This is a genomic window from Bradyrhizobium neotropicale (genome assembly GCF_001641695.1).
GTDB lineage: Bacteria > Pseudomonadota > Alphaproteobacteria > Rhizobiales > Xanthobacteraceae > Bradyrhizobium > Bradyrhizobium neotropicale.
Genome location: NZ_LSEF01000092.1, coordinates 18,338 through 30,168 on the forward strand (window position 1 = coordinate 18,338; position 11,831 = coordinate 30,168).

Here is an 11,831-nt window from a genome sequence, read left to right on the forward strand (position 1 = left end):
CAATCATTCAGTTCACGAGGTGTATCGCAGGGTGCATCGTGCCAAGCAGCCCGACAATGGCGAGAATGGCGAGGCCGAGAGCAAGCTCGATGGCGCAGTTGCGCTTGAGCCAGTGCAAGGCGCCGTTGCCGAACGCGGAAAGTCGCGGCGTCAACACCAATCGGTTGATCAAGGCGAGTAGTAGCATGAGCGCGACGAGGACAAGCTTGACCAGCAAGAGCTGTCCATAGTCGGTTACGACCAGCGCATGCAGCGAGCCGACAAGGATGGCCGCGTTGATGAAGCCGGTGAGCAGGAGCGTGATCACACTGACCATGCCCATGATGGAAAACCGCCCTACGACGTCGCAGGTGACCGAGACTGCCTTGCTCTGGTAGGCCGCCGCCAGGAACAGTATCAATGACGCCAGGCCACCGATCCAGGCCGCGGTGGCCGTCAGATGCAGCGCATCTGCGGCAAGATGCAGGTACCCCGCCTCGCCAGCGGTCGAGCCGGCATGGCCAATCCAGGCGAGGCTGGCGGCAAATGCGACCGCAGCCGCAAATCCGAGCCTTCGCGCGATCGTCACGCGATGACAGACGAGGCAGGCGGCCAGACAGACTGCAAGGCCTGCCCGAAGCGTCGTCACCTGACCGAACTGCGTTTCGTTGATCACAGTCGACAACACGTCCGCCGACATTGCCTCATCGAGCGGCATCCCACTCATCGAGACGGCTTGAAGCAACAGCCAGATCGCGCCAGAGATCACGGCAACTCCAAGACCGAGCCACGAAACCCGTAAGGTCGGCGCCCTGAACGCTGCAGGCATAACCGCATCAGGGCGGAAGGCTGACGCGGCGATAGTCCGGAACATGACATCTCCGACCGTGATCGCAGTCGCGGCAAAATGCACGGCGCGGGTTGCGACCAATGGCGCTTGGGCTGCTGACCAATCCATCGGCGGTCAAGCCCTTATGGACCGACCTGGAACGTGAAGCTCCCATCGGTCGTGTGAGCATCCACGGACAGCACGCGCCAGTTCACGTGGTACGTGCCCGCCCCTGCCGGCTTCAGCGAAATTGACATCCGGTCGCCGCTGACGCGCGGCTTGCCGGCGTCCACGCGCTGCCCGGAGGGGCCCGTGACGGTTATCGAACTGAAGGCCGCCTCAAGTTTCTGGGTGAACCAGAGCGTCACATCGCGCGGAGGGCTCGCGACCGTGTTGCCGACGCGCGGTTCGGCATGGTCGAGAAAGGCGTGGGCGCACGCTTCGCCGGACATCACCGAAGCCAGGAACAGGACCATGAACGGTATCATCGAACTTAGAGATGAGCGTCGCATCGGTCAGTTCCTTGCGAAGGGGCTGGCGGGCTGGACCGCCCCGCCGAAGAGCGGCTTGCCTATGCCGCGTGGATCAATGTCGTCGAGATAGAAGTGCAGCTGCCCGATCACACCGACACGCGTTCCGCTTTGCCGGTTGATCGGAATCAGTGCCTCGATGCCCACCTGATACTTGTTGCCGACCCAGAGGACGCCGGGATTGATGGTACCTGTTGTCGTTGTGCCCGAGGTGAGCGTATTCGCGACCGGTGTTTGCAGATTGGCTTCGACGAGCGGGATCAGGTGATTGAGGAACTCCGGCAAGCCGAGGTCCACGACGGATGATTTCAGGTAAGGCAGGCTGTACTGGATGGTTCCGCCCCAATTCAGCACGCGCGGATGGAATTCGGCATCGGCGGTCAAATCGCCGGTATCGGGATCGATCCCGAAAGTGGTCGTGACATTCCTGGCGGGAATCGCGTAGCCGACCTGGCCGGTGATGGCCACGGGGCGAAGCCAGGAGAACCTGTCCGGCAGGTCGCCAAAACCTTTGCCGAACCACAGCATCGGCGTGTAGGTGTTGAAGGGATCGGCCCCGACGTTTTGCGCGCCAGTGCCGCCCCATTCGATGTTGAGACCGACCGACATCACGAATTCATGCACGGGATCTCTGAAGACCCGGTACTTGAACGTGGTCTCCAGGTTCTGAAATCCGTTGGCGCCCGGGATAGTCGGATCCCTCGGATTGAGAAAGGTGTAGGTCGAGCCAAACGACACCGCAAAATCCTCGGTGATACGTTTGGAGAACTCGCCGGACACGTCGTGCTGCCGAACGGGCGGAACATCGCCGGTCTTGAAACTGTCGACCGTTGGAAGCGACAGCTCATCGTTGACGCCGGGATCGTCGATGCTGAGCGTTGCCGGGAAGAAGCGGTTGCCGACGATTTCGTGGGCCATGCTTCCGGAAAGAGGAAGAATCGCGATCGCCACCGCCAAAAGGCTGGCACGCGGATGAGAGATAGGCATGGAAGGTCTCCGCCAACTGACGTGCAAGTTCGGCAGCCGGACGGCCGCCATGCTCACGCCAACTGCGGAGGCGCGCGGGCCTGGGCGCTGGAGCCGCGATGAGGTGCGGCGACATGGTTCGCCGCGTCATGCCACGCCACGCTTTCGGCATGGCGGAAGGGGCTCGAGAACGTCGCTGGCAGCGGCGCATCGAGGGAGGCGTTGGCCTGTGCGAGGCAGCACAGCGCGCACGCGCCGGAATGCGCAGTCGGCGCTCCCGTCGGATCGTCGAGGCCGGCGGCCTGCTCGGTTGCGCTATGACAGATGACGGCGGTCTGGAGCGGGTCGGCAACGGCCTGACCGGCCGCCCAGCACGCGGCAATCGGCGCCAGTACCTGCATCGCCAGCGCGATCAGGACGATGGGTAGGAATTTTTGCAGCCGCGCGCGCATCCGCCGAACCATTCGTTCGCCTGTTAACTAAACACCCCAACCAGCCCGAGTCGAGGTCGCTTCGGCCGGCTTTTTGTCCTAGGGCAAAATTCCGGAAAACTGTGCGCGAGCGCCCCGGCTCAGGACGCGGTCAAGCCTTTCAGGCAGCTGTCGCAGCCCGGCATATCCACAGATTTCTTATATCTGTCATATACTTATGGAGCGAGAAGCCCGATCATTTCGTCAGCTGCTCGAATTTTGAACAATCGTTGCCGAAAATGATGACAAGTGAGAAAAGTTGATCTAGCATCCCTCTTGCTCAGGCTGGCCGCGAGGTCGAAGTCTGGTGGTCCAAGTCTCGGGAGGAGCCCCTGACGCGCAAAACGCAGCGTCGCCCCGTCAATCAAGATCAAATCTTAGAATCGGGGATAATAGGGTCGACACAATTTTTGAGCGGGGCCAGGGCCCCGCTCTTTTTTTGCGTGCATGGCTTCTGCGCCGATGAGTGCTTCCCCCAATCCGGTTGAACTGAGCTTTGATCTCGCGGCGATGCGCTGCGCGGACCTCACGCCGCTGGTCTATCAGCGGCTGTTTCACGAGCATCCCGAAGCGCGGGCCATGTTCCGCGTGCAGGGAAGCGAACTCGTGCAGGGATCGATGCTCGCGCTGACGATAGAGGCCATCCTCGACTTCGCCGGGACACGGAGCGGGCATTTCCGGCTGATCGCCTGCGAAGTGTCCTCGCATCACGCCTATGGCACGCCCCGCGAGCTGTTCATCGCCTTCTTCGCCGTCATCAGGGATACGCTGCGCGACCTGCTCGGCGATGACTGGTCACCTGACGTGGCGCGGGCCTGGGACAAATTGCTCGCCGACATCGAGGCATTCGCCAGCGTTTCGGCTTAGCGCTTCGCGCTGCACCAAGGCGCCGCGGCGATTTCCCGCGCGATTGCAGATTGGGTGGCGTGAACTCATCGATTGTGAGAGACTTTCCGCTCGGCCGCGCAATCAATGACGCGCCGACGATAAGATATATGGGAGCGAGCGATGTCCGGGACGAAAGATTTCTCGACGACGAGGCGCGATCTTCTTCAGGCGGCAGCGGCCGCCGGCGCCGCGACTGCCATGCTCGGCAGCATGGGCATAAACCCCGCATTGGCAGCCGAAGTCGGACGATCCGAGAAGCCGCTGAAGGCGGCGTTCTCCAATGCAGGCCTGCAGGCGACGTGGTGCGCGCAAGGCAAGCAGGCCGCCGAGTTTTGGGGCAAGCTGTTCAACGTGGAGGTGACCTGGTTCGACGGCCAGCTCGACGCCGTGAAGCAGCGTGCCGCGATCGACAACATGGCCTCGCAAAAATGGGACTTCGTCGCGATCCAGGCCTTCGGCATCGGCACCCTCACCCAGCCCGTGCAGAAGATGATCGATGCCGGCACGCCTGTCATCGACATGGACACGCTGATTGCTCCGCTCGACCAGATCAATGTCCACTCCTTCCTTGCCCCCGACAACGAGTTCATGGGCGCCTCGGTGACGCAGGCGCTGTGCAACGCCATGGGCGGCAAGGGCAAGATCATCATGACGCAAGGTGCGCTCGGCCACACCGGGGCACAGGGCCGCGCGAAAGGCTTCAATGCGGTCGTCAAGCAGTTCCCCAACATCGAGGTGCTCGACACTCAGCCGGCCGACTGGGACGTCTCCAAGACCGCGCGCCTCTGGGAGACCTATCTGACGAAATATCCGCAGATCGACGCGGCGTTCTTCCACAATGACGACATGGCGCTCGCCGCCTACAACATCATGAAGGCCCGCAACCGGACCAACATCCTGATCGGCGGCGTCGATGCCATGCCGCCGGCGATCCAGGCGGTGAGCGAAGGCCGCATGTTCGCAACCGTCCGCAATCCCTCCTGCCGCATCCATGGCGGCGCGATCATCGCGGGCGTTGCCGCAGTCGTCGGCGGCGAGAAGAGCGGACAGGGCATCCCCAAGAACGTCGTCACCGACGGACCGGTCGTGACCAAGGCCAACGCCGCCGGCATGCAATGGATGGAAGACCACTTCCTGATCTGAGCCTCCATGCCCGAGGGTCGCTCGCCCATCCTTGAACTGCAGGGCATCACGAAGAGCTTCGGCGGCGTCGAAGCGCTTCGTGGTGTCGACCTCGCGCTCTATCCCGGCGAGATCCACGGTCTCGTCGGCGAGAACGGCGCCGGAAAAAGCACGCTGATGAAGATCATCGCCGGCGTGCACACCGAATTCTCCGGCCGCTTCCTGATCGAGGGGCAGGAGACGCATTTCCGCTCGGCCCGCGACGCTCACGCGGCCGGCATTGCCATGGTGCACCAGGAGCTCAGCGTCGCACCCGACCTGACGGTCGCGGAAAACGTCTTCCTGGGCAATCAACCGACCAACCGATTCGGCCTCGTGCAGTGGCGGCGCATGGCGCGCGAGGCCGGCGAGCAGCTCGCCCGCTTCGGCATCGACGTCGACCCGATGTCGCGGCTCGCCGATCTCCCGATCGGGCTCCAGCAGCTGATCGAGATCGCCCGTGTTCTGTTCTCGGGTGCGCGCATCGTCATCCTGGACGAGCCGACCTCCGCCCTCTCCCCGCCCGAGGTCGAGCGGCTCTTCTCTACACTCCGACGATTACGCGAGGAAGGCACCAGCATCGTCTTCATCTCGCATTTCATCGAGGACATCTTGCGCGTCTCCGACACGGTGACCGTGTTCCGCAACGGCCGGAAGGTCGCCGAGACCGCGGCCGCCACGACCAGCAAGGGCGCTCTGATCGAGGCCATGATCGGCCGCGGCGGCGAAGCACTCGAGCACAGCTATACCGACGATCTGATGCTGCCGCGGCCGAGCGACAGCAAGGTGGTCCTGAAGGTCGACCGGCTTTCGCTGGCCCGCAGCCTCCAGGACGTTTCCTTCGAGGCGCGCGCCGGCGAGGTGCTCGGCATCTACGGTTTCATGGGTTGCGGGCAACAGGAACTCTCTCGCATCCTGTTCGGCAAGCTCAAACCGGACAGCGGCACGCTGGCCGTGGGCGGCACGCCAAAAACCTTTGCCAGCACCGCGGCGGCGCGGCGCGCGGGCGTGGCGCTGGTCCCGGAAAGCCGCCGCGCCATGTTGTTCCACCAGGAGCCGGTCTACAAGAACATCTCGATCAGCATCCTGGATCGCATCTCCGCGCTGCTGCTCAAGCCGGCGCAGGAGCGCGACATTGCCAAGCGCCAGGTCGAGCAGTTGCAGATCAGGCCGCCCGTCGTCGGCCTCGACCTCGGCATGCTATCCGGTGGCAACCAGCAGAAGGTCGCGCTGGCGAAATGGCTGACCTATCCGCCCAAGCTGCTGGTCCTGTGCGAGCCGACCCGCGGCATGGATGTCGGCGCCAAGAACGACGTCATCAACATCGTCCGCGACCTCCGCGCCAAGGGTCTTGCCGTCATCGTGCTGTCGACCGAGCCGGAGACGGTGCTCTCGCTGGCCGACCGTATCCTGGTGCTCAAGCGTGGCGCGCTGGTGCGGGAATTTGCCAACGAGCCGGTCAGCAAGGACCGCCTGCTGGAGGCGGCGTGACGGAGAAGCACAATGGCGAGCAGTGAGACGGTTCCAGCGGCGGGTCAGCGGGCGCGCGGCCTTGCACCTTTCCTGCGCTCGCAGATGCGCAACATCGCACCGTTCCTCACCCTGATCTTCCTGTCCGGCTTCTTCGCCTTCGCCAGCCCCTCCTTCGCGACGCTCGACAATCTCGGCAACATCCTGACGCAGGTGTCGGTAACCGGCATCATCGCTGTTGGGCTCACCTTCGTGATCCTCTGCGCCGAGATCGATCTGTCGATCGCCAGCATCGCCAACGTCACCGGCATCGCGGTCGCCTACTTCACGCTGCAGGAATCCTACGTCAACATCGCCAACGTGCCCTTGCCCGGCGTCGCCGCAATCCTGTTGTCAATCCTGCTCTGCGCCCTGCTCGGGCTCGTCAATGCGTTGGGACTGACCGTGATCGGCATCCCCTCCTTCATCATGACGCTGGCGATGATGCAGATCGCGGCCGGCATCTCCGCGCTGCTGGTGCGTGGCCAGATCGCCTACAAGGTGCCCGACCTGATCGCGACGCTCGGCTCCGGCTCGATCGGCGGCATTCCGTGGATCGTCGTCGTCGCCGCGGTGATGCTGCTCGGCGGCCATCTGGTGCTGACCTACACGCGCTTCGGCCGCTACGTCTACATGGTGGGCGGCAACCGCGAGGCGGCTGAATATTCCGGACTCAACGTCAAGCTCATCCTCGGCGCGGTGATGGTGATCTCCGCGGTGTGCTCCGGCATCGGCGGCATGCTGGGTGTGGCCCATTTCGGCAGCGCGCAGCAGAACGAATTCGACACCTACCTGCTCGATTCCATCGCCGCCGTCGTTGTCGGCGGCACCAGCCTGTTCGGCGGCCGCGGCGGCATCGGCAACACCATCGTCGGCCTGTTCGTGCTTGGCGTCCTCAACAACGGACTCGACCACGTCAACATCGACAGCTTCCTGAAGATCCTGATCCGCGGCCTGATCCTGCTGGCAGCGCTGATCATCAACGTCTATGCCCAGCGGCTGCGGGAGAAGGCGGCGGAGTAGATGGACGTTCTTACGGTGGCGGTTGAGGGGCCTTTCTCCCCACGTGAGACCGGCGAGATACCCCCCTCACCCGCATCGCAAGAGCGATCCGGCCCCTCCCCGCAAGCGGGGAGAGGTGCAAGGGACGGCGCGATACCCGCACTCAAAAAATCTCGAAAACAACCCCATGCAAAGTGGAAATCGCTCAACAATCCGTCACGACGTGACTTTACCCTCGCCGTGAAGGCGTTTGACACGTCGGGCAAAACAGGAGCACAACTCCATCGTGGCACCGATCGCGTGTCTGGAGCGTTAAGCTCAAGCCGGGCACGCCCGGCTGTGTCGTCGACAGCAGACCTATTGTGCTCAGCTAGGGCGTGGACTCATAAGCGCGCAGCCAGCCACAGCCTGATTGACGCGAGTTGAACGAAGGCAAGGTAATTGGCTGCAAGCCTGTCGTAGCGGGTCGCGACGCGACGACATTGTTTGATCCTGTTAAAGAAACGCTCGACATGGTTGCGAGCGCGGTAGAGATGGCGGCTGAAGCAGATTGGATCGCTGCGGTTGCTTTTCGGCGGTATATTGGCCCACGCGCCCTTCTTCATGGCAAGCTCCCTAATCCAGTTCGCGTCATAGCCACGGTCCGCAAGCAGCATTGACCCAGGTTTCAGACGAGACAGCAGTTTTCCGGCAAGACGAACGTCATGGGCCTCGCCGGGGCTCAGCGCCAGCCGTATCGGCAGACCATTGCAGTCGACCACCGCATGGACTTTGCTGGTCAAGCCGCCGCGAGACCTACCCATCGATGGCGCTCTTTTCCTGTGATGCAGGATCCATGCTGATGCACGCGGACAATGGAGGTGTCGCTCATCTGGACGGCGGCATCTTGCGCAACGGCAAGTGCGTCTATGATGCGGCCCCAGACACCAGCCCGCCGCCAGCGAACGAACCGGTTGTAGCACGTGGTGTATGGGCCAAACGCTGCCGACAGATCACGCCAGGGTGCTCCAGATCGGAGGACCCAGAAGATGCCATTCAGGACCCGTCGGTCGTTCACCCGAGGAACGCCACGTGGCTTGTTCGGCAGCATCGGCCTTATGGCAGTCCATTCATAGTCGGCGAGTTCATGCCGCATGCTTCGAGCCCCCAGTTTGGGAGTTTGAATCACTGGGTCCAGCCAAACGCAACGCATCCGGCTCGGGCCCCGTTGGGCGCTTGCGGGCAGAAGCCGACATCAACCTGCCGACAATCCCTGATAAATCGGTCGAAAAATGACCCTGAGCGAACGGACCTAACTTGCGCGCGTGTCACGGTAGGCACTTCACGGCCGCAATCTGCACAAGGCGGGCTACGCCGTATTGGAGGAGTTTCTTGGAATGATCGTTACATGCCGCTTGTTGACCGTTGCATGCTGCTTCGTTGGCACAGCAACTTTGGCCGCAGAGCCAACGAGGACGTTTAAGTGCGAAGGGCCTTTCGGACGCGAGGCAACTCACGCCAAGTTGGCTTCAAAGTACGGTGCTGCCAACATTGCGACCGAGTACGACGGCGAGGCCGACGCGGAAGTAACGATCTTATTTCCTAATGATCCCGAGCGCCGACTAAGAGTCCAATGGAAAGATCAGAAGGCCCGACGAAACCCCGGATACTTCACGATCGAAGGGCGCTCATCGTGGTCGGTAGCAGGAGTTACGATAGGAACCTCACTTATTGAACTCGAGCGCCTCAACGACGGACCATTCAAACTTAACTATTTTGAAGGCGACTACGGCGGTGCGATCACCGATTGGCTCAAGGGCCGCTTCGACGCCCCGGTATCGGGTGGTTGCGTGCTTGGAGCCTTTGTCGGAATTGACGAACAGCTTCCCGAAAGCAAAGCGCTAGACGAGGAAGTCACGCCAGATCGATCACTGCATTCCAGTGGGGCGAAGTTGCGCGCCGCGAAGCCGGTGGTGAGCAAAATGATTGTCAGCTTCCCAAGATAGCATGGGCTTTGTGGCCCATCGCGCCGTTCGCCGCGGTTGCACAAGGGCGGTCGGTATCGGCGTGAACCGGACATCGACGAGATCTATGAGTACACGCCCTTCTGTAATGGGCCTGATGATGTCAAGCCTCCCGAGTGGACGTCACGCCGCCGAGCTCATGCTTCTGTCCGTGGTCAACGCCTGGCCGCCACATCATGCTGTTAGAGGGAGCGGTGAGCCTATCTAGATACGCGTGGTTCGTCAGATGACGGCCACTGGGCGTGTAACGGCTTCACCGGATCCACCGTCCCGGCGACGGGACTTCGGGCACTGGGCTTCAGTTTAGCCCGGTTGCGTTCTTAATTTCCTCCACATGTTCTATGCTGCAGTCGGCTCCGCCTCAGCCCATCGGTAAGTTGTGCCGTCGACCCAGATCCGATGCAGGATCACTGCGAGCTTACGTGCCAGGGCGACTTTCGCGCGCTTCGAACCGCGCCGCTTGGCGACGTCCATCCCCCAACGCTTGAGTTTTGAGAACCGCGTGATGCGCGATAACAGAACGTTGGCAGCCTCGTACAACACCGTGCGCACTATCTCGTCTCCGGCCAGCGTGATTCCGCCCGTGACGTCCTTTTCTCCTGATTGGTATTTCTTTGGCGTGAGCCCGAACAGCGCGCCTGCCGCCTTCGATTTTACGATGCGATGAGGGTCATCAATCGCCGATTTGTAGGTAACAGCCACCAGGGGACCAACGCCCGGCACTGTCATGAGCCGGCGACAAACCGCATCGTCACGCACAATTGCCAGCACAACCTTGTGTAGCCTTCCGTACTCCACCTTCAAGGCCGATCGTGCCGAAAGCATCGCTGAAGCGACGCGCTCCAATGTCGCCTGACCCGCAACCAACTCTCGGATCCGCGCTTCGAAGTTCTTCCGCGTGACCGGGCCAACCTTCAGCCCAAAGCCACGCAAGATCCCGCGGATGCTTAACTCCACGTCGATCAGCCGCCCGAGAAGCTGTTTACGTGCGATCAGGAGGGCCCGGATCTCCTGCGCATCGACCGACTTTGCGTGGACCGGCCGGAACCATCCCATCCGGATCAACTGGGCGATCCCGCACGCATCCTTGCGATCCGTCTTGACCGTCATCGCAGACAGTGCGGCCTTGACATGCCGCGTTTCCAGCAGAACCGTCTCGAGTCCTGCTCTTTTCAGGCCCGCATGCAGCCATTGCGACAGCGGCCCAGCCTCCAGACCGATCCGCTGCACTGCAAAGCCAAGCGTCTTAAAAAATCCAACCAAGGCGTCGGGTTCGCTCGCGACCTTCGCTTCCTTCAGGATTTTACCCTGGGCATCCACGACGCATACGCTCGACAGTTCCAATGACACATCGATTCCGGCATAGTTCTCCACGGCTGTCCTCCGTCTCTGGATGCTTGGGGCCGACTCAAGTCGTGACCCCGTTTCATCATCTATCGGGGGACAGCCACCATCATCACCCCTTGCTCGGAGCAGGGCCCATTACGGCATCTAGAACCTTGTCGTTCATGACTCACTTCAGACGTCATCCATTTCGCTATACGATTTGAAAGAGACTGCCGATGACGGAAGCGCGAGAGCGCTTTCGGCAAGAGCGACCTCGGAGGTTCCCGTGGTCACCAAGAGAGCTCACAGATCTTTTCGCTACAAAGCCAAGACCGCTTGGACTTCCACAAGGCACGGGGCACTTTCGGCCACCGGAAAATCTTCGCAAAGTGGACGACCGCGCATGGTTCCTGGCGGATCCTCAATGACGCTAGTCCGCACGGTAACGATTGTCGTGGCACTGGGTGCAACTTGGGCAGGCGCCGCAGACATTGGTTATCTGAGCCCGCCAGGAGTCCCTGCAAAGGAGTTTCCTTCACCTCGGCGTCCGGTTGCGCCGATCGCCAGCCTGAGCCGCTCAGCCGACGAGCACCGCGACTCCCTGAATGAGGTCGGCGAGGTCGCACGCCTTCTTGAGCTGAAACCAGGCATGACGATCGGCGATATCGGCGCAGGCAGCGGCTACTACACGGTCCGTCTCTCACACCTCGTCGGCCCCAGCGGCTCCGTCGTCGCTCAGGACGTCATGCGGGATTACCTCGTCGAGCTCCGTGCGCGAACGGACCAACTGGGGCTGACAAACGTCACATTCGCGATGGGCGAACCACACGACCCCCGCCTCCCCACTTCCTCGCTGGATGCCGCCATCCTCGGGCACATGTATCATGAGATAGCCCAACCCTATGCCTTCCTCTACAATCTCGCGCCCGCCCTGAAGCCGGGCGCGCAGATCGGAATTGTCGACTTCGAGCGTCCGATCTCAAAGCATGGCACGCCGATTGAGCTATTGCGCTGCGAACTGACCGCCGTTGGCTATCGCGAGGTCGCGACATATCAGCTCGCGGGCGATGGCGGATACTTGGCGGTGTTCGTTCCACCGCAAGAAGCGGGTCGAAAATCTCCCGGCTATATCGTTGCTTGCGCGCATCGTGCTGGCTCTCGCTGATTA

11 protein-coding genes and 1 pseudogene are annotated in these 11,831 nt (G+C 61.9%); 6 read left to right on the plus strand and 6 right to left on the minus strand.

The window, feature by feature from the left end:
* Window positions 1–7: 7 nt before the first annotated feature.
* The 4 genes from copD to AXW67_RS31740 are packed head-to-tail and all read right to left on the minus strand — an operon-like array spanning window position 8 to window position 2,756.
* The gene (gene copD, locus AXW67_RS31725; RefSeq protein ID WP_063681091.1) at window positions 8–937 is read right to left on the minus strand and encodes a copper homeostasis membrane protein CopD; all 930 of its coding nucleotides are present in this window, start codon (window positions 935–937) and stop codon (window positions 8–10) included.
* A gap of 14 nt (window positions 938–951) precedes the next feature.
* Complete coding sequence (locus AXW67_RS31730) at window positions 952–1,284, minus strand: copper resistance CopC family protein (protein ID WP_245315790.1); 333 nt, start codon at window positions 1,282–1,284, stop codon at window positions 952–954.
* A 39-nt stretch (window positions 1,285–1,323) separates the two neighbouring features.
* Window positions 1,324–2,376 (minus strand): hypothetical protein, encoded by a 1,053-nt coding sequence (locus AXW67_RS31735; protein WP_245315791.1) that lies wholly within the window; start codon window positions 2,374–2,376, stop codon window positions 1,324–1,326.
* Between the two features lie 2 nt (window positions 2,377–2,378).
* Window positions 2,379–2,756, minus strand: a complete 378-nt coding sequence (locus AXW67_RS31740) for a DUF2946 domain-containing protein (RefSeq protein WP_201723743.1) — start codon at window positions 2,754–2,756, stop codon at window positions 2,379–2,381.
* Window positions 2,757–3,236: 480 nt separating this feature from the next.
* Between AXW67_RS31740 and AXW67_RS31745 the strand changes: the two genes are divergently transcribed.
* The 4 genes from AXW67_RS31745 (at window position 3,237) to AXW67_RS31760 (ending at window position 7,355) form a co-directional block, all read left to right on the plus strand.
* A complete protein-coding gene (locus AXW67_RS31745; protein WP_063681095.1) occupies window positions 3,237–3,641 on the plus strand; it encodes a globin in 405 nt (134 codons plus the stop codon).
* Between the two features lie 141 nt (window positions 3,642–3,782).
* The gene (locus AXW67_RS31750; protein ID WP_027550645.1) at window positions 3,783–4,805 is read left to right on the plus strand and encodes a sugar ABC transporter substrate-binding protein; all 1,023 of its coding nucleotides are present in this window, start codon (window positions 3,783–3,785) and stop codon (window positions 4,803–4,805) included.
* Window positions 4,806–4,811: 6 nt separating this feature from the next.
* Entirely contained in the window at window positions 4,812–6,314 is a 1,503-nt protein-coding gene (locus tag AXW67_RS31755; protein WP_063681096.1) for a sugar ABC transporter ATP-binding protein, read from the plus strand.
* Window positions 6,315–6,326: 12 nt separating this feature from the next.
* Window positions 6,327–7,355, plus strand: coding sequence for an ABC transporter permease (locus tag AXW67_RS31760; RefSeq protein WP_063681097.1), 1,029 nt, complete (start codon window positions 6,327–6,329; stop codon window positions 7,353–7,355).
* 349 nt (window positions 7,356–7,704) lie between these two features.
* Here AXW67_RS31760 and AXW67_RS44900 read toward each other — a convergent pair.
* Window positions 7,705–8,469, minus strand: a pseudogene (locus tag AXW67_RS44900) (IS5 family transposase).
* Window positions 8,470–8,836: 367 nt separating this feature from the next.
* On the opposite strand from AXW67_RS44900, the gene AXW67_RS31770 reads away from it, so the two are divergent.
* Window positions 8,837–9,319, plus strand: a complete 483-nt coding sequence (locus AXW67_RS31770) for a hypothetical protein (RefSeq protein WP_145928003.1) — start codon at window positions 8,837–8,839, stop codon at window positions 9,317–9,319.
* A 357-nt stretch (window positions 9,320–9,676) separates the two neighbouring features.
* Here AXW67_RS31770 and AXW67_RS31775 read toward each other — a convergent pair whose 3' ends face one another.
* Window positions 9,677–10,711: an IS110 family RNA-guided transposase gene (locus AXW67_RS31775; protein WP_063681100.1), complete on the minus strand. Its 1,035-nt coding sequence runs from the start codon at window positions 10,709–10,711 to the stop codon at window positions 9,677–9,679.
* Window positions 10,712–11,087: 376 nt separating this feature from the next.
* Between AXW67_RS31775 and AXW67_RS31780 the strand changes: the two genes are divergently transcribed.
* A complete protein-coding gene (locus tag AXW67_RS31780) occupies window positions 11,088–11,828 on the plus strand; it encodes a class I SAM-dependent methyltransferase (protein ID WP_063681101.1) in 741 nt (246 codons plus the stop codon).
* The last annotated feature ends 3 nt before the right edge of the window (window positions 11,829–11,831 follow it).

What these genes read in the sequence shown, in the direction of transcription:
- copD (WP_063681091.1), bottom strand. Translation starts at nt 937, where the DNA reads ATGGATTGGTCAGCAGCCCAAGCGCCATTGGTCGCAACCCGCGCCGTG.
- AXW67_RS31730 (WP_245315790.1), bottom strand. Translation starts at nt 1,284, where the DNA reads ATGGTCCTGTTCCTGGCTTCGGTGATGTCCGGCGAAGCGTGCGCCCAC.
- AXW67_RS31735 (WP_245315791.1), bottom strand. Translation starts at nt 2,376, where the DNA reads ATGGCGGCCGTCCGGCTGCCGAACTTGCACGTCAGTTGGCGGAGACCT.
- AXW67_RS31740 (WP_201723743.1), bottom strand. Translation starts at nt 2,756, where the DNA reads ATGCGCGCGCGGCTGCAAAAATTCCTACCCATCGTCCTGATCGCGCTG.
- AXW67_RS31745 (WP_063681095.1), top strand. Translation starts at nt 3,237, where the DNA reads ATGAGTGCTTCCCCCAATCCGGTTGAACTGAGCTTTGATCTCGCGGCG.
- AXW67_RS31750 (WP_027550645.1), top strand. Translation starts at nt 3,783, where the DNA reads ATGTCCGGGACGAAAGATTTCTCGACGACGAGGCGCGATCTTCTTCAG.
- AXW67_RS31755 (WP_063681096.1), top strand. Translation starts at nt 4,812, where the DNA reads ATGCCCGAGGGTCGCTCGCCCATCCTTGAACTGCAGGGCATCACGAAG.
- AXW67_RS31760 (WP_063681097.1), top strand. Translation starts at nt 6,327, where the DNA reads ATGGCGAGCAGTGAGACGGTTCCAGCGGCGGGTCAGCGGGCGCGCGGC.
- AXW67_RS31780 (WP_063681101.1), top strand. Translation starts at nt 11,088, where the DNA reads ATGACGCTAGTCCGCACGGTAACGATTGTCGTGGCACTGGGTGCAACT.